At 34.5% G+C, this 18574-nt stretch carries 14 protein-coding genes; 8 read left to right on the top strand and 6 right to left on the bottom strand.

The window, feature by feature from the left end; all coding sequences use genetic code 11:
- Positions 1-16 precede the first annotated feature (16 nt).
- The 4 genes from ACHRV3_RS00070 to ACHRV3_RS00085 are packed head-to-tail and all read right to left on the bottom strand — an operon-like array spanning position 17 to position 2892.
- The gene (locus ACHRV3_RS00070; protein ID WP_047779162.1) at positions 17-739 is read right to left on the bottom strand and encodes a head GIN domain-containing protein; all 723 of its coding nucleotides are present in this window, start codon (positions 737-739) and stop codon (positions 17-19) included.
- A 17-nt stretch (positions 740-756) separates the two neighbouring features.
- Entirely contained in the window at positions 757-1818 is a 1062-nt protein-coding gene (locus ACHRV3_RS00075; RefSeq protein ID WP_395436145.1) for a hypothetical protein, read from the bottom strand.
- On the bottom strand, positions 1802-2341 hold the full coding sequence (locus tag ACHRV3_RS00080; protein ID WP_395436146.1) for an anti-sigma factor: 540 nt from the start codon (positions 2339-2341) through the stop codon (positions 1802-1804). The genes ACHRV3_RS00075 and ACHRV3_RS00080 overlap by 17 nt, the downstream gene beginning before the upstream one ends.
- Complete coding sequence (locus tag ACHRV3_RS00085; protein ID WP_047779159.1) at positions 2338-2892, bottom strand: RNA polymerase sigma factor; 555 nt, start codon at positions 2890-2892, stop codon at positions 2338-2340. The genes ACHRV3_RS00080 and ACHRV3_RS00085 overlap by 4 nt, the downstream gene beginning before the upstream one ends.
- A gap of 368 nt (positions 2893-3260) precedes the next feature.
- Between ACHRV3_RS00085 and lon the strand changes: the two genes are divergently transcribed.
- From lon to rpsA, 6 genes are all read left to right on the top strand, one after another.
- Positions 3261-5714: an endopeptidase La gene (gene lon, locus ACHRV3_RS00090; RefSeq protein WP_047779158.1), complete on the top strand. Its 2454-nt coding sequence runs from the start codon at positions 3261-3263 to the stop codon at positions 5712-5714.
- A 164-nt stretch (positions 5715-5878) separates the two neighbouring features.
- The gene (gene porQ, locus ACHRV3_RS00095; RefSeq protein WP_047779157.1) at positions 5879-6898 is read left to right on the top strand and encodes a type IX secretion system protein PorQ; all 1020 of its coding nucleotides are present in this window, start codon (positions 5879-5881) and stop codon (positions 6896-6898) included.
- Between the two features lie 8 nt (positions 6899-6906).
- Positions 6907-7509 carry a murein L,D-transpeptidase catalytic domain-containing protein gene (locus ACHRV3_RS00100; RefSeq protein WP_395436147.1) on the top strand — a complete coding sequence of 201 codons (603 nt, stop codon included), beginning with the start codon at positions 6907-6909 and terminating at the stop codon, positions 7507-7509.
- Positions 7510-7556: 47 nt separating this feature from the next.
- Positions 7557-8249: a (d)CMP kinase gene (gene cmk, locus ACHRV3_RS00105; protein WP_395436148.1), complete on the top strand. Its 693-nt coding sequence runs from the start codon at positions 7557-7559 to the stop codon at positions 8247-8249.
- Positions 8250-8321: 72 nt separating this feature from the next.
- The gene (locus tag ACHRV3_RS00110) at positions 8322-9584 is read left to right on the top strand and encodes a nucleoside permease (protein ID WP_395436149.1); all 1263 of its coding nucleotides are present in this window, start codon (positions 8322-8324) and stop codon (positions 9582-9584) included.
- 330 nt (positions 9585-9914) lie between these two features.
- Positions 9915-11690: a 30S ribosomal protein S1 gene (gene rpsA, locus ACHRV3_RS00115; protein ID WP_047779153.1), complete on the top strand. Its 1776-nt coding sequence runs from the start codon at positions 9915-9917 to the stop codon at positions 11688-11690.
- Between the two features lie 306 nt (positions 11691-11996).
- On the opposite strand, the gene ACHRV3_RS00120 is transcribed toward rpsA, so the two are convergent.
- Complete coding sequence (locus tag ACHRV3_RS00120; protein WP_395436150.1) at positions 11997-12518, bottom strand: ExbD/TolR family protein; 522 nt, start codon at positions 12516-12518, stop codon at positions 11997-11999.
- 295 nt (positions 12519-12813) lie between these two features.
- On the opposite strand from ACHRV3_RS00120, the gene ACHRV3_RS00125 reads away from it, so the two are divergent.
- Together ACHRV3_RS00125 and ACHRV3_RS00130 are read left to right on the top strand one after the other, a co-directional pair.
- Positions 12814-16299: a patatin-like phospholipase family protein gene (locus tag ACHRV3_RS00125; RefSeq protein WP_395436151.1), complete on the top strand. Its 3486-nt coding sequence runs from the start codon at positions 12814-12816 to the stop codon at positions 16297-16299.
- Positions 16300-17043: 744 nt separating this feature from the next.
- Complete coding sequence (locus ACHRV3_RS00130) at positions 17044-17598, top strand: fasciclin domain-containing protein (RefSeq protein WP_395436152.1); 555 nt, start codon at positions 17044-17046, stop codon at positions 17596-17598.
- Between the two features lie 80 nt (positions 17599-17678).
- Here the strand turns inward: ACHRV3_RS00130 and ACHRV3_RS00135 are convergent, their stop codons facing one another.
- Positions 17679-18524, bottom strand: coding sequence for an EamA family transporter (locus tag ACHRV3_RS00135; protein ID WP_395436153.1), 846 nt, complete (start codon positions 18522-18524; stop codon positions 17679-17681).
- Between the last annotated feature and the right edge of the window lie 50 nt (positions 18525-18574).

Raw genomic sequence — 18574 nt, forward strand, 5'->3', positions numbered from 1 at the left:
TTTTAGTTAGCTGTTTTTATGCTTTGGAAATGTTTCCAGAACCCGAAACTTTTACATCACGTTTCTCTGGATTCCCTTCATATTTGATATTACCGGATCCGGATACTCTTGCTGTTAGAGTTTCATTGCAGTTAACACGACCGTTGCCGGAACCTGAAATGTTGATATCAGCATTTTTTGATTTCAAGTCCGCTGCATCTATATCTCCTGAACCTGATAGTTTAGTAGTAAAATTATTGGCTGTTCCTTTCAATCGTACATTTCCTGATCCGCTTAAATTAAGATCCAGATCATTAGAATCGATACCTAAATTAAAGTTTCCTGAACCCGAAAGTTTAGCCGAAAATTTATCGTTTTTGATATTGTTTTTAGTTTGAATATCTCCTGAACCGGATAAAGTCACTTGAGATATTTTTTCGAACGGAATCGTAATTTGTATTTTTTGACGGGAACGAATATTGGTGTTTTTCTTCATGGAAATTTTCAAAGTATTTTCTGAAACTTCAACTTGCACCAAGGGCAGTAAATTTTCTTCTCCTTTGAGGGTAATATTTCCTTCTTTTCCGGAAACCAGGTCTACATCAAAAGAACCTGAGACTTTTATTCCGTCATAATCACTTGTATTTCGGGTTTCGGTACTTATTTTACCGTTTCCTGTTACCTTATTTGACGACTGTGCATTAGCTGTTAAGCTTAAAAGAAATGCACCACAAACTAATAATTGAATTGATTTTTTCATATTTATACTTTTTTTGGTTATTGTTTTTTAGTTAACGTTACACTGCCATAACTTGAATTGACAGCGATTTTATTTTGTCCTTTTTTCTTATAAAAGCCACTTATTCTTTTACTACTGTTTTTAGTTTCTGAAGATGAGATATCTAATGAACCATCATTTTTAATACCACCATATCGGTTGTTGATATCAAAATCAAAAGCGAAGTTGGTATCATAACCCAACGAAATATCGGAGTATTCGGAGGTTACAGTCACGTTATTGGCTTTTTCGTTTATGATTCCAACATTTAGTTTACTGTAGGTCAGATCGGCGCTTAAGCTGTTTAAAAGTTCGCCGACATTGACTGTAAGGTAATTTCCGGAACCGGCAACAGAGCCTATTTTTTCAAACTTAAATTTACCGTAATTACAATCGTATTTAACACTTTGTCCATCACCAATCACTAGGTCTGTATAATTGGTATCGAGGGTAATTTTACCGGCATCATTGATTTTTAGTCCGGAATATCGGGCTTCAATAGTTCCGCTTTTAATATAATCAATGCTTGAATTTTGACAGTACTCGATTTGAATGTTATTAGCATTTCCGTTTAATTTACTAAGTTCTACTTTGCCGTATTTGCAAAAAATATCAGTAGTAGAAGCCAAATCTCCTGTAACAATGTTTCCATATTTGTTACTAAGTTTTACCGTCCCGTTTTTCGGGATTTTAATGACGTAGTTAATTTCAAAACTATTACTGCTTCCTCTGCTTTTAAAAGAAGAACTTCCAAGCGACGTAACAGCGCTAACCATTGCTTTTAAAGCCGTAATATCTACCGTTATGCTATTTAATCTTTCGTTTACCCAATTTTCATTCCCTCCGGTTACTTTGATGGTAATGTCCAGATCAATTTTATCTTCATCCCAGGTTGTTACAGTGATGTTGCCGTATTTATTGTCAATATCTATTCCGGCATTGGAATTGACGATATAGGTTTTTTTGATTGTTTTTTGTTTTGAAATGTAGCCTTCATCGTTTGAAAATCCCAAGAAAGGAATCAAAAGAAAGAGCATCAGGAGGTTATAGTGTTTTTTCATTTGTCGTATTTTTTAAGTTTTCGTTTTCTTCTATTCGTTGTAAAACCGTTTGTAAAAAAGAGATTCGGGTTTGAAGATTGCTAATCATGGCGTAAATAATCTGTTTGTTTTCACCATTTTTCTGCAATTCGTTTATGATTTTCTGATAATCGGCATCAAAAACTTTCATCTGTTTTAAAGCGTCATTTATAATTTGCTCATTTTCAGGCGAACTTTTTTCTTTTAGTTTAACCAGTTCGTTATCAATTAAAATATTGAATATAGAATCGGTTCGTTTGGTTTCGTTGGACGCAAATTGAAACTGCTTTGGCTTCGTGTCATTGTTATAAAAAACAGATATTCCAATCAGTAAGGCAATAGACGCTGCAATTCCCCACACGGCATAATTATTTCTCTTAGGTTTCTTTTGATGGTTTAGTTTATTCAGGAAATCAAGTTGGTGATCCGGATTTATTTCCTGTACATCCCACTGATTTTCCAATTTTTTAAACAATTGTTCTAAGTTGTCATTTTCCTTTTTCATATTTCCTCTAATTTTTTTCGTAAATTTTCTTTAGCTCTGCTTAATGTGGTACGACAATTGGCATAGCTGATATTTAAAATTTCGCAAATTTCTTCCTGATCATAACCTTCAATAAAAAAGAGGGTCAAAACCATTCTGTAATTGTCTTTTAATCCTAAAATGGCATCTAAGACCTGTTTTACTTTTAAGGAGTTCAAATCAATACTTTCAGAAAAGAAACTATCATCTTCCTCAATTTTGTAAAGTGTCTTGCTTAGATCCTCGATTTGAAGAGCATTATTCTTCCTATAAAAATCAATACTGTAATTGACAATTATTTTTTTTAACCACGCCCCAAAAGCAACTTCCTGCTTATAGTCGTTAATTTTTGTAAAAGCTTTCAAAAAACCTTCCTGCATGACGTCTTGTGCAAAATGTTCGTCTTTTACAATTCTGTACGCCACATTATACATGGCTTTACAATAACGGTTGTAAACTTCGAATTGTGCTTTTTGATTGTTCTCTTTACAAAGCGTGATTAATTCTTCGATATTTTGGTTTGTTATATTCAAGTAATGGTTGCTAGTTTTTAATAAGGACTTTGCTTTTTTTGGTTTGTTACAGTTTCAATGAAAATTAATTTATTTTTTTTCTGAAATATTCTTTTTTTGTTTGATAGTCGTTGTTCATTGGGGAGTAGGAGTGGTTGTAATTGATTGTCTATTCCTGATTTGTGTTTTTATTAAAGCCGTCAGAAGGTTTAGGATTATCCACACAATAAAAATAAGGTATAAATTTGTTTTGGCACAATGATTGTCTATTTTTACGGTCTATCTTGTGGAGGATATACTTAGGATTGTTTTACCAAAAACTAGCATATCTAAGACCATATCTACAGTTAGGATTGAACTTTTAATGACAAAACGACTTATATATTATTATGTCAAACCATAAAATACTTACTATTGACAATCTGTCACTTCAAGAATTTGACTCAGAGGCAGAATTAATTCCATTATTAACTCCAGAAGACGAAGAAGAAATGAATAACGAAGAGCTTCCGCTTTCGTTACCTATCTTGCCTTTGCGTAATACTGTTTTATTTCCTGGTGTTGTGATTCCTATTTCGGCAGGAAGGGATAAGTCTATAAAATTAATTAATGATGCGAATGCCGGTGGAAAAATCATTGGTGTTGTTTCTCAGATTAATGAAGAAGATGAAGATCCGTCTAAAGATGATATTCATAAAATCGGAACGGTAGCAAGAATTCTGCGTGTTCTGAAAATGCCTGACGGGAATGTTACTGTAATTCTACAAGGAAAAAAACGTTTTGAAATTGACGAAGTCGTTTCAGAAGATCCTTATATTACAGCTACTATAAAAGAAGTTTCAGAAGAACGTCCCGATGAAAATGATACCGAATTTGTAGCGATTTTGGACTCTGTTAAAGAGTTGGCTATTCAAATTATAAAAGAAAGTCCAAACATTCCTTCCGAAGCTACTTTTGCGATTAAAAATATTGAAAGTCAATCGTTTTTAATCAATTTTGTTTCTTCTAATATGAATTTATCGGTAAAAGAAAAACAAGGTTTATTATCGATAAACGGACTAAAAGACAGAGCCCTTGAAACTTTACGTTATATGAATGTAGAGTTGCAAAAATTAGAATTGAAAAATGACATTCAGTCAAAAGTTCGTTTTGATTTAGATCAGCAACAACGCGAGTATTTCCTTCATCAGCAAATGAAAACCATTCAGGAAGAATTGGGTGGCGTTTCGCAGGAAGAGGAAATGGACGAAATGGGGCTGAAAGCAAAAACTAAAAAATGGGACGAGAAAACGCAAAAACATTTCGAAAAAGAACTGTCGAAAATGCGTAGAATGAATCCACAATCTCCTGATTTCGGGATTCAACGTAACTATTTAGAGTTGTTTTTAGAATTGCCTTGGGGTGAATATTCTAAAGATAAATTTGATTTAAAACACGCTCAGAAAATATTAGACAAAGATCATTTCGGACTTGAAGAAGTTAAGAAAAGAATGGTAGAACATTTGGCTGTACTGAAACTTCGTAACGATATGAAATCGCCAATTATTTGTTTAACAGGACCTCCGGGTGTTGGTAAAACCTCTATTGGTCGTTCTGTTGCCGAGGCTTTAGGACGTGAGTATGTGCGTATTTCGTTAGGTGGTTTACGTGATGAAGCAGAAATTCGCGGACACAGAAAAACCTATATCGGTGCCATGCCGGGAAGAATTATCCAGAGTTTGAAAAAAGCAGGAACATCAAATCCGGTTTTTATTTTAGATGAAATTGATAAACTTTCAAGCGGAAACAGCGGTGATCCTTCTTCTGCTTTATTAGAAGTTTTAGATCCGGAGCAAAACAATTCTTTTTATGATAATTTCCTTGAAATGGGATATGATTTGTCTAAAGTAATGTTTATTGCGACTTCAAATAATATGTCAGCCATTCAGCCGGCGTTACGTGACAGAATGGAAGTGATTAAAATGTCAGGGTATACGATTGAAGAAAAAGTAGAAATTGCAAAAAGACACCTTTTTCCAAAGCAATTAGAAGCACACGGTTTAACGACTAAAGATTTGACAATTGGTAAAAAACAATTGGAGAAAATTGTAGAAGGATATACACGTGAATCCGGTGTTCGTAATCTGGAGAATAAAATCGCTCAGGTCATTCGTAATGCAGCAAAAGCAGTTGCAATGGAAGAGGAATACAATAAAAAAGTTACAGACGAAGATATCGTAACTGTTTTAGGTGTGCCAAGATTAGAACGTGATAAATACGAAAATAACGATGTTGCAGGAGTTGTAACAGGTTTGGCCTGGACAAGTGTTGGAGGAGATATTTTATTTATTGAATCTTTGATCTCTGAAGGGAAAGGAGCTCTTACCATTACAGGAAATCTAGGAAATGTAATGAAGGAATCGGCTACAATTGCTTTAGAATACATCAAAGCAAATGCTAAGAAATTAGGTCTTAGTGTTGAGTTGTTCCAGAAATACAACATTCACTTACACGTTCCGGAAGGAGCTACACCAAAAGACGGTCCAAGTGCCGGTATTGCCATGTTGACTTCTTTGGTTTCTTTGTTAACGCAAAAGAAAGTAAAGAAAAGTCTTGCTATGACGGGAGAGATTACACTTCGTGGAAAAGTTTTGCCGGTAGGTGGAATTAAAGAGAAAATCTTAGCAGCAAAAAGAGCCAACATCAAAGAGATTATCCTATGTCACGAAAACAAAAGTGATATTGACGAAATAAAAGCGGAATATTTAGAAGGGCTGACCTTTCATTATGTAAAAGAAATGAGTGAAGTATTGGCTTTGGCATTGACAGATCAAAATGTTAAAAACGCTAAAACGCTGAAATAAATTTCTATATAAAATCCCAAAAATATAAATTCCAAATTCCAATAAACTGATGCTTTTTTAGTTTGGAATTTGGAATTTATATTTTTGGGATTTATTTATTTTTATAAGTTTATAATTTTATCTTCGCAGTTGCGTTATCTCCCTATAGGAACGCCTCAAAAAGCATGTTAAAACGACTTGTTGTATTTTTTATGTTATTGATTTGTTCGATTTCTTTCGGGCAAATAGGGGGACGTTACACGTATCAGTTTCTTAATTTAACGACTTCACCAAGGCAGGCAGCGTTAGGTGGAAAAACGATTACAATTTACGACGACGATGTGAATCAGGTTATGTTTAATCCGGCGACTTTAAACGAAGATATGGACAATCATCTGGCTATGAATTACGGAAGTTATTACGGGCAGGCCTCTTACGGGACGGCTTCCTACGCTTATACGTATGACAGGCACTTGCAGACTTTTTATGCCGGAGTAAGTTATGTAAATTACGGTACATTTGAAGGGTATGACGAAAACGGTCAGGCGACTTCAGATTTTACAGGTAATGAAGGAGCGCTTTCGTTAGGGTATGCATATAATATTCCTTTTACAGATGTTCATGTCGGAGCAAATGTGAAGCTAATAACTTCAACGTTAGAAACTTATAATTCTATTGGAGGTGCAATTGATTTAGGTTTTTTGTATATAATTGAAAAAAATGATTTAAATTTGGCTCTTGTAATTCGAAATATTGGAACTCAGTTCACAACTTATTCCGGAATACAGGAAAAATTGCCCCTTGAAATTATTGCAGGAGTGTCGCAAGAACTAGAGCACGTGCCGCTTCGCTGGCATCTTACTTTAGAGAATTTGCAACAATGGAATGTTTCGTTCTCGAATCCGGTTCGTGGCGAAACAAACTTAGACGGTACGGCGAGTAAAGAGAAAGTTTCTTTTGTAAACAACGCCTTACGACATGTTATTGTTGGTGTCGAGCTTTTTCCTAAAAAAGCATTTAATATCAGATTGGGGTATAATTTTAGAAGAGGTGAGGAGTTAAGAATTGAAGAACAACGTAATTTTTCGGGAGTTTCTTTAGGGTTTGGTTTAAAAATGAATCGATTAAAGTTTAATTACTCATATTCAAAATATACTTTAGCGGCTAATACTAGTCTTTTTGGACTAATGTTTAACTTTCAATAGGTGATTTTATGAAGCTATTTTATTTAATTCTCTTGGTAACTGCAGGTTTTTTTAATACCTCGAATATTGCTTTGGAAGAGGAGGATGTATTGACTGCTATAGATATTGAAAGGATAAATACCCATATCAATGAGGTAAAGGAAAAGATTGCGATTAGCTCTAATTACAATCAAAAAATTGCTTTTCTGGTTGATATGAAAATCAAATCCGGTAGAAATCGCTTTTTTGTGTACGACATTGAAAATGATAAAATTATAGATCAAGGACTTGTTGCCCACGGATCCGGATCAGAAACAGGAATTGGTGGGGAGTTAAAATTTAGCAATACACCGGAATCTAAAGCAACTGCATTAGGAAGATACTCCATCGAAAAATGTTATAAAGGAATTTTTGGTAAGGCCTACAGACTTGCTGGTCTGGATGAAACCAATAATAACGCTTTGAAAAGAGCTATAGTTTTACATCAATATTCAGCTGTTCCGGAAAACGAGCAGGATTATTATATTTCACGTAGCCAGGGTTGCCCAATGGTTAGTGAAGCCTTCTTCAAAAGAATAGAAAAAATAATTGATACTTCCAGATCAAGAATTATTTTAGATATTTACTACTAAAAAATCGTCCACACTTATTATTAATTTATAAAATCAAAAAGATTATTTTGAAAAAAATAACCATTGCAATTGACGGATTTTCGTCAACAGGAAAGAGTACTTTAGCAAAACAATTGGCAAAAGAATTAGAATACGTATACGTCGATACGGGAGCAATGTACAGAGCGGTAGCTTTATTTGCAATGCAAAATCAATTAATAGGACCTGAATTCTTCGATAAAACAGGCCTTGTGGATTTCCTTCCAAAAATTCAATTAGAGTTTAAATTCAATGCAGATTTAGGATTTGCAGAAATGTATCTGAATGATGAAAATGTTGAAAAACAGATTAGAACCATTGAGGTGTCCAGCTATGTAAGCAAAGTGGCTGAAATTTCAGAAGTGCGTGCTAAATTGGTAGAGCAACAAAAAGAAATGGGTAAAAACAAAGCTATCGTTATGGATGGCAGAGATATAGGTACTGTAGTTTTTCCTAATGCTGAGCTTAAAATTTTTATGACTGCAAGTGCGGAAACGCGTGCGCAGAGGCGTTTTGATGAATTGCAGGAAAAAGGCGATGCTGTTTCGTATGAAGAGGTTTTGAAAAATGTGGTCGAAAGAGATTATATTGATACACATCGTGCAGATTCTCCATTAGTAATTGCAGATGATGCAATTGAAATCGATAATTCTTATTTAAATAGAGAAGAACAATTTTCAGCTGTTCTTGAATTAGTAAATGATGTTGTTAAAACGGTTTAATTTTTTGCAGATATCATTTTTAATGGTAGTTTTACCGCTTCATTTATTATTTTACAAAGACAATTTTATTATATGACTATAAAATTAAGGCTGACAATTATGAATTTCCTCCAATTTTTTGTTTGGGGAATATGGTTGATTTCATTAGGTGGATATATGGGCCAGGTTTTTGGTCCTTTAGAAGGAGGTAGTATTGGCTTGTCTATAGGAAGAACTTATGCTTCTATGGGATGGGCAAGTTTATTCATGCCTGCTTTACTTGGGATCATTGCTGATAAATATTTTAGTGCGCAAAAAGTTTTGGGAATTGCTCACGTTATTGCGGGAATTGCAATTTTCTTTGCAACTAAAGCGACTAATTCAACAGAAATGTATTGGATTATTTTTGTAACAAGTTGTTTTTATATGCCAACAATAGCCTTAAACAACTCCGTTAGTTATGCGGTCTTAAATAAATTTAGTTTTGATGTTCAAAAAGCATTTACTCCAATTCGTGTATGGGGAACAGTTGGATTTATTATAGCAATGTGGGTAACTGATTTGACTGATTGGAAATCAAGTACGAATCAGTTTGTTTTTGCGGCCGTTGCCATGATTATTACCGGTATATATTCATTCTCTATGCCTGATGTTCCTGCTGAAAATAAAAACACAAACCAATCATTTTCTAGTAGATTTGGATTAGATAGTTTTGTGCTTTTTAAGCAAAAGAAAATGGCTATATTTTTTGTTTTTGCGATGCTTTTAGGTGCTGCATTACAAGTTACTAATATGTTTGGTGATACTTTTATAAGAAGTTTTGGTTCTAATCCTGAGTATCAAGGAACCTTTGGAGTGGAGCACTCCGTATTTATTATTTCATTATCTCAAATTTCAGAGACACTTTTTATTCTGACTATTCCTTTCTTTTTGAAGAGATTTGGTATTAAACAGGTAATGGTTTTTAGTATGATTGCATGGGTATTGCGTTTTGCTTTATTTGGTATCGGAAATCCTGGATCAGGTGTGATTTTCCTTGTTTTATCAATGATCGTTTACGGAATGGCTTTTGACTTTTTTAATATCTCAGGTTCATTATTTGTTGAAAGAGAAACGGATAGCAAAATTAGATCAAGTGCTCAAGGATTATTTATGCTAATGACTAATGGTATTGGAGCAATTTTAGGAGGTGAATTTGCTGGAAGAACGGTAGGTTATTTTACTGATGGAAATACAGTGCAATGGTCTAATGTTTGGTTTTCATTTGCTGGTTATGCATTTGTAATTCTAATTTTGTTTGCTTTTCTTTTTAAGTATAAACACGATCCAAAGGAGGTTGAGAATTTAAGGCATTAAATAAGATTAATTTTAGCGATTAAATGAAATAGAATGTTAAGTCATTTTTGATTTTAATTTATTCAAACCCGACAGGTTTTTAAAACCTGTCGGGTTTAATTATTTTTTAAGGTTTTAGAACTTAAAAAACATCAACTGTACTACCGCAGAAAGACTAGCCTGATAATCATTTGTATTTTATTTTGTCAGTACAAATAAATGTAGTAATTTTGCAGTCCTTTTGGCAGAGTAGAGTTTCCACTAGGTATCAACAATTTATGTAAAACAACTTCTGTTTTTTCTATCGCTTTATGAAACTCAAGAAAAACAGAATACAAATTTTTTATCAGCATGTCTGAACAATTAAAATCACAAGAAGAGTTTTTAGCAAATTTTAACTGGCATAACTTCCAAGAAGGAATTGATGCAGTAGATGAGAAAAACTTATTAGAATTCGAAGAACTAGTTTCAAAAACTTTCATCGCTACAGATCAAGAAGAAGTAGTAGAAGGTGTAGTTGTTAGAATTACAGATAGAGACGTTATCGTTGATATCAACGCAAAATCGGAAGGTGTTATTTCTTTAAACGAATTCCGTTACAACCCAAACTTAAAAGTAGGTGACAAAGTAGAAGTATTAATCGACATCCGTGAGGACAAAACTGGTCAATTAGTATTATCTCACAGAAAAGCACGTACTATCAAATCTTGGGATAGAGTTATTGCTGCAAATGAAACAGGAGAAATCGTTAATGGTTTTGTAAAATGCAGAACTAAAGGTGGTATGATCGTTGACGTTTTCGGTATTGAAGCTTTCTTACCTGGATCTCAAATTGACGTTAAGCCAATTAGAGACTACGATGTATATGTAAACAAAATGATGGAATTCAAAGTGGTAAAAATTAACCACGAATTCAAAAACGTTGTTGTATCTCATAAAGCGCTTATCGAAGCTGATATCGAAGTACAGAAAAAAGAAATCATCGGTCAATTACAAAAAGGACAAGTATTAGAAGGTGTTGTTAAAAACATTACTTCTTATGGTGTGTTTATTGACTTAGGTGGTGTTGATGGATTAATTCACATTACTGACCTTTCTTGGAGTAGAATCAACCACCCAAGTGAAGTTCTTGAATTAGACCAAAAATTAAACGTTGTAATCCTTGATTTCGATGATGAGAAAACAAGAATTCAATTAGGATTGAAACAATTAAACGCTCACCCATGGGATGCTTTAGATGCTAATTTAACTATTGGTGATAAAGTAAAAGGTAAAGTAGTTGTAATCGCTGATTACGGTGCTTTCATCGAAGTTGCTGAAGGTGTTGAAGGTTTAATCCACGTTTCTGAAATGTCATGGTCTACTCATTTACGTTCTGCTCAGGATTTCGTAAAAGTTGGAGATGTTGTTGAAGCTGTTATCTTAACTTTAGATAGAGATGACCGTAAAATGTCATTAGGTATCAAACAATTGACTCAAGATCCATGGACTGATATCACTTCTAAATATCCAGTAGGTTCTAAACATACAGGTATCGTTAGAAACTTTACAAACTTTGGTATTTTCGTAGAATTAGAAGAAGGAATTGATGGATTAATTTACATCTCTGACTTATCTTGGACTAAGAAAATCAAACACCCATCTGAATTTGTAAATGTTGGTGAAAAACTTGATGTAGTAGTATTAGAATTAGATGTTGAAGGACGTAAATTATCTTTAGGTCACAAACAAACTACTGCTAATCCTTGGGATCAATACGAAGATTCTTTCGCTGTAGGAACTATCCACAATGGTGAGATTTCTGAAATCGTTGACAAAGGAGCTACTGTAGAATTCGGAGATGATATCGTTGCTTTCATTCCTACTCGTCACCTTGAAAAAGAAGACGGAAAGAAATTGAAAAAAGGTGATACTGCTGATTTCAAAGTAATCGAATTCAACAAAGAATTCAAAAGAGTAGTTGCTTCTCACACTGCTATCTTCCGTGAAGAAGAAGAGAAAAATGTGAAAACTGCAACTGAAAATACTTCATCTACTTCTACAAATGCACCAGCTGCAACTTTAGGAGATAACAATGATGTATTAGCTGCATTAAAAGCTAAAATGGAAAAAACTGAGAAAAAATAATTCTTGATTTTTTTAAATATAGAAAGTCCCACAGCAATGTGGGACTTTTTTTTATGTTCTAATTTTTAGAATTAGGTTTCAGAAGACTCACTATTCAAATAATAGCTGGAAAAAACCTTATACTGTTATTTTAAAAGCGTTTTTGGATAAAAATTAGTCTATTTAAGAAAGATATTTGCTCTAGGTTTTGATCTGTTCTGAGAATTAACAGATTATTTAGTAAGTTCTTTTTTAAAATGAGGAGATTTCGGTTTCCTCATTTTTATTTAAAATCAGATGTACTTGCGATTTCGTAAGTTGACAAAACTAGTTAGAGGCTAATAATTTAGTTTCTTCAGGAGTAAAATCATTTGCAATTGCATAGGAGTTAATTCCTGTTATCTTCATTTCATCCAGAATATCGACCAGATTGCCGTAATTAGATTTTTTGGTAGGTTTTATAATTACTGTAATTCCACTTCCGGGTTTCCCGCGACGGGAAGAATATTCAAGCATACTTTTATTTCTAATTAAAAGTTCTTTGCGAATTCCCTCTTTTCCATAATTTAATTCTTTTGGAGCCATAATTGGATATGCCAGAAGTCCTATATATACTATCAATTTATTATTATCGTCCAGTAATATTGTTACCGAACGATTTTCACCACAAGAACCCAGACCGCAAGTATCACCACAATTAGGCATACTTAAATCCAGTGTTTTTGGCTTTGCCAATTCAGTAGCAACCATAAAGAATATTATCAACAGAAAAGAGACACTTACCATAGCAGTTAAGTCTATTTTTGGGCCTAATTTTTTACTTCTGACTTTTTTAGGGAGTTGCTGCATATTTGATGAATTTGTTGTTAAAGTAGAAAAAAAATATAAGATTATACGTGGTTTAACATGATAGTTGTAAAGTATTTAATTTAATGATAGTAAACGGTTTCTAAACAGGTAATTATACTCGTTTTTTAAATGGGCTTTTGACGTAATTTAGATGTGGTTTTCAAAATTGGAAAATCCGGTTTTTGAAATACTAATAATTGGAATGAATAATTAATTCTCCTTTTTTATTGAGGATTAAATAGTTTGAATTTTCTCCTGGAATCTATAGTATAGTAATTACCTAATTTTATTCGTTATGGACATTGTAACCGACCTCACCGCTGAAGCGATATCCTATCTTACCCTTTTTCAGGATATATTAAAAAGCAATCCTCAGAATACTTTTCCTAAAGCATTTCTTAAAAAAGATTCTTGGAGCACTCTTGTAAGTAAGGATGAAAATAAAGACAAAAACCATTATGGTATAAATCAATTGACTCCCGGTCAAATAGACGAAATAACTGACCTGGTCTGGCACAGTATTGATAAAGATGGAGAAAAGAATTTGACAAAAGTATATTTAGACATCGTTTATGATCTTTTAGAATGGCTTGCCACCAATATTGATAAAAAGTATATGGATAAGACCGAATCCAGTGAACTTTTATTGTTTAGGGTGCCTTTTTTTTGGAGGCAGCGAATACGGGCAGCACTTTATAAAGAAAATTTAGAGGAGCGAAAAAAATTGGCAACGGTACTTCGATACATGCCGGTACAGGTGGTTCAGGCCATTACCGGACAGCACAAATCAGCATATGATATTCGTCTCTATCAATTTTATGCAGCAAAAGAGAAGGAGTATGATTATTCAAATATTCTAAATGATACCGATCTTAAAAATCATAAAACATGGTGGGATGAAAACGAGGATGATGCTATAAAGTATCTCACTGATGATAGAGTACTTCTTAGACAATTGCTAAATAATAGTTCGGAAAGGAAAATCAGAACTGAGTTTCCCTTGCCGTTTGAAACCTTATTTAATGACGAACTGGATGAAATTAATAAAGCCCGTAAGAAGAGAGGCGAGGAATGGCAGGCATCCGTAACTGTTGATGAAAGTACAAATGAGAATCTGCTAAAAGTAACTTCTGACGGAGATAAAATATACGATCCGATGGTACGGGCTACAGATATGAAGCTTACCGGTATCGCTTTTTCCGGAGGAGGTATTCGTTCAGCCACATTTAATCTTGGTATACTGCAAAGACTGGCAAGTCTGGACGTTTTAGAAAAAATTGATTACATATCGACAGTATCTGGAGGTGGTTATATCGGTACCTGGTATACATCGTGGATAAAACGATCCGGTTCTTTCAGTAAAGTTACGGATCAGTTATGTCCCGAGAAATCATCCGATCCGTTTGCCGATGAAGTCCGTCCGATTCGATGGCTTAGAATGTTCAGTAATTATCTTTCTCCAAACGTAGGTATGATGTCTCCCGATGCCTGGACGTCCGGAATGACTTGGTTAAGAAATACTCTAGTCAATCAGACCTTGTTATTACTGGTGTTATTAACCGTTTTCTCTTTCATTTTGGATCTTTACAAAGGATGGGAAATTCTCGGACTCCTATTTAAAGGATTGGAGAAGAAGGATGAAATTCCGTTTTTTTGGTTGAATACGGCAATGCTGATTTTTGGAGCGCTTACAGCTGCTTTTGCCATGCGATCGTTTTATAAAGTAAAACAGAAGAGAAAAGTTGCCCGGGTTACCAAGATTTGGAATATTTTTAATATTGACATCCCCTTTCTTACCAATATCACAAGTGTTCTGCCTTATTTGCTTATCGTATGGACTATTATTTGCGCTTTTTTAGTCAGTACATTTATGTTTAATATAAGTATAGATGAAATTTGTCGTAAGAGTGAAAACCTGTATGTATGGTTTGGTCTTAATGTCTCATTGCCGGCATTTATCGCATTGATTTTAGTCGCATTGCTGGGTAATTATCACAAAAGGTATGATCTTATTCAGTTAGGAAAGGCCAATGTAGTGAAGGAAAAATTGTCTGACGAAGAAAAAATAGAGGTAAAAAATGAAATACATAAAGTTGGAGTTATCAATTGGTTTCCAATAATACTAACGGTATCTTCAGCTTCAGCTGCGGCGATTTTAAGTCTATTGTTATATTTGTTTTGGAAAAACTATGAATTGATATTGATCTCAATCAGAAATTTCAATGGAACTATATGTTCGGATAAAGTAATGTTGTTATTTGGACTTCCTATTGTTCTTGAAATTTTTTCGCTTGCGATAATAACCAGAATGGCAATATTGGGTAAAATGTTTCCCGATTACCGTCGCGAGTGGTGGGGAAGAACGGGAGGTTATATCAACCGGTTTGTGCTTTTCTGGGTCATTATTTGTTTTGCTGTATTCATTATGCCAGATTTATGGACTGATACACCAATTGTTTTGCCTGTCGCTTGGGGTGGTTGGGCCGGTATAGTTGCTTGGGGAGTAAAAATAGCATTTGCATCCAAAGGGGATGAAGACCCTAATAAGTCTAGTAACATTGTGAACATCGTTGTTAAGGTGGTACCCTTTATTTTCATGATTGGGGTATTACTAATAGGTTCCGGGATTATAAATTTCATAAGGGAAGGTAATACTGATGTTATAAATCGCCTGACAACGGGAGGATTGTTTTTGATAACACTTTTTCTTAGCTGGCGTGTGGGGGTTAATGAGTTTTCCCTTCACCATTTTTATCGCAACCGCCTTATAAGAGCTTTCATGGGCGCTACGCGTAGCAGGGAAGATCGTATTAAAACAGCAAATGCATTTACGGGTTTTGATACCAATGACGACATATTGTTATCGTCTATGAAGGTTGATGATGGTTATTTTGGTCCGTATCCTATTCTTAATACAGCCCTTAATGCAACTGTTGTTTCAGCTCTCGACCGACAAGATCGAAAAGCAGAATCATTCGTGTTTACACCCTTATATTGTGGCTATGATTTTAGTCCTACGCGTCCGTCTACATACGATGTTGATCATGTTTATGAATACGGCTATCGTCCTACCAATAAATTTTCTAATGAAAAAGGTGGGCCAACTATTGGGACTGCAATGGCAATATCCGGAGCAGCGGTAAATCCTAATTGGGGCTATCATTCTTCAGCACCTATGGCTTTTTTATTGACAATCTTTAATGTTCGTCTGGGATGGTGGATTGGCAATACAAGACTTAAAAGGTGGAAGGATTCTGATCCAAGAGGTGGTTTGTTGTACCTAATTCATGATTTGACCGGTAAATCCGATATCAATATGGATTATGTTTGTCTTTCGGATGGAGGTCACTTCGATAATATGGGCTTGTACGAACTCATCAGAAGACGCTGTCACTACATTATATTAGGAGATGGTGAGCAGGATCAGGACGTCGCTTGCGAAGGTTTAGCAAACGCCATTAGAAGATGTCGAATTGATTTTGGTGTAGAAATTACCTTTGATAATTTTAAAGATATTACAAAACATCAAGGTATGTCGAAGGAGCATATTATTAAAGGAACGATCACTTATCCGGGTATAAAAAGTACAGGTACATTAATTTATATCAAAGCTAGTTTGACAGGAAATGAACCTATTGATATACGAGAATATGCTTTGGCGAATCCCGATTTTCCACAGCAGTCTACAGCAGATCAGTTTTTTGATGAAGCACAGTTTGAGAGCTATCGCAAATTGGGCTATCATTCAATACATGATATAGGGGAATTGCACTTGCCATAATCATTAAGTTAAGCATTGTAAAAAAAAGTCTCACGCAGATTTTAGCGGATTGATAAAAAATCCGCAGAATCTGCGTGAAAAAATAGCATTAACTTAATGGCATTGCGCTTTAGCTGAAGCTAAATAGTCGGATAGGCATAATAGGCTTTAGCCAAACTAGCGGCTTATTTTGGCTAAAGCCATTAACTTTTCCATCAAACTATAACCTCCAGCTAAAGCACAATGTCATTAAGTTAAGGATCGTTTAAAAAAAGTCTCACGCAGATTCTGCAGATTTTAGCAGAATGTAATAAAAAAATCCGCAAAATCTGCAGAATCTGCGTGAAAAAATCTCTAAACTTAATGACACTGAGCTAAAGCAGGAGGCAATCCAAAATAATACTTTTATTCTTTATAAAAGGACAATATTTTTATGCCAATTTAAATGGATCCCATCTAATTAAATTGCTTTTTCAATGCTTTGACCATTAAAAAATATACTCTTCTAATTCAGAATATGGAGTGTATGCTATCTGATTTCAAACATAAACAAACCAATAATTTAAATTACTTCATAAAACAGAGTCTGCGATTTAAGTTAAAAGAAAAAAAGAATTCGATTTTTAAAATTTAATTCTTTTTCTAAAGCGTTGTTGTTTAGCGTGTTTTGAAGAATATTCAATGTAATATTCACATTTTTGAATTTTTCCTAAAACCAAAACGATTATTACAGCGTAAATGCCTTTATAACTTAAAACATTAATTATGAAAACTAGAAAATTTTTAACAGCAGCAGTTTTAGTCTTAGGATTTGCATTTACTTCAAACGCACAAAAAACAGTAATGGTTGGTGGAGCGGCGATGTATCCGAACAAAAATATTATTGAAAATGCAGTAAACTCAAAAGATCATACTACTTTAGTGGCTGCCGTAAAAGCAGCAGGTTTAGTAGCAACTTTACAGAGTAAAGGACCATTCACCGTTTTTGCCCCAACAAATGCAGCGTTTGATAAATTACCGGCAGGAACAGTAGAAACATTGTTGAAACCGGAAAACAAAAAAATGCTTCAAACAATTTTAACCTATCATGTTGTGGCCGGAAAAATGAACGCTTCGGATATTGCAAAAGCGATAAAAATGGGTAAAGGTAAAGCAACCCTAAAAACCGTAAGCGGTGGCACATTAACAGCCTGGATGGATGGAAAAACGTTATACATCAGCGATGAGAGTGGTAACAAAGCTAAAGTAACAATTGCAGATGTAAATCAATCCAATGGAGTGATTCATGTAGTAGATACTGTATTATTGCCAAAAAGCTAATTAACAGCACTTAAATGCCAAGATAAAAAGAACTGTAAATGACTATTTACGGTTCTTTTTATTTTATATGGCTAAGAATCTTATCGTTTAGCCATTAAAGTTGATCCTGCCGAAGCAATAACAACACAGGCTACCGCTATTATTTCATAAAAGTTTAGACGCTCCTGAAGAAATATAAAGCCACAAATAGCGGCCGCAGCGGGTTCTAAACTCATTAGTATACTAAACGTTCGCGGAGGTAGCTGTCCTAAAGCTTTCATTTCAAGTGTAAAAGGGATAGCACTTGATAAAAGGGCTAAAGCAATGCTTAATCCAAAAAGTTTTGGAGTAAGATTAATGAGTCCATTTTCATAAAAACCAAAAGGAAGAATTAAAAGTGAAGCAAAAAGCATTCCGACCGAAACAGCCTCACCGCTGTTCATAATTTTGGAGACTTTGCCACCCAGAACAATATAACTGGCCCAAAGTCCTCCTGCTAAAAGGGCAAAAATTACTCCTAAGGTATCTATTCTGCTATTTGTCCATGGGGCGATTAAAAGGATTCCGATTGCAGCGAGTACAACCCAGCAATAATCAAGTAAACGCTTCGATCCGACTATGGCGAGTAATAAAGGACCTATGAATTCTAAAGTAACAGATAACCCAATCGGGATTCTTTCTATTGCCAAGTAAAATATTAAATTCATCGCACCCAAATTCAAACCATATGGAATTACAATTTTCCATTGTTGTCTCGTAATTTTAAACAGATTCGGACGATAAGCAGCAAATAAGATCAGGGCAGAGATACCGATTCTTATTGAAGCTGTTCCTGCAGCACCAAGAGACGGGAATATTGTTTTAGCAATAGCAGCGCCACATTGCACGCTTATAATGGCTAATAACACAGCCGGAACCGGTGGGAGGTTGAATTCTTTGTTTTTCATTGAAAGTCTATGCTGAAACGCAAAACTACAAATAAGTAAGCACAAAAGGT

The sequence above is a fragment of the Flavobacterium sp. FlaQc-49 genome (genome assembly GCF_044005985.1).
Lineage (GTDB): Bacteria > Bacteroidota > Bacteroidia > Flavobacteriales > Flavobacteriaceae > Flavobacterium > Flavobacterium cupriresistens.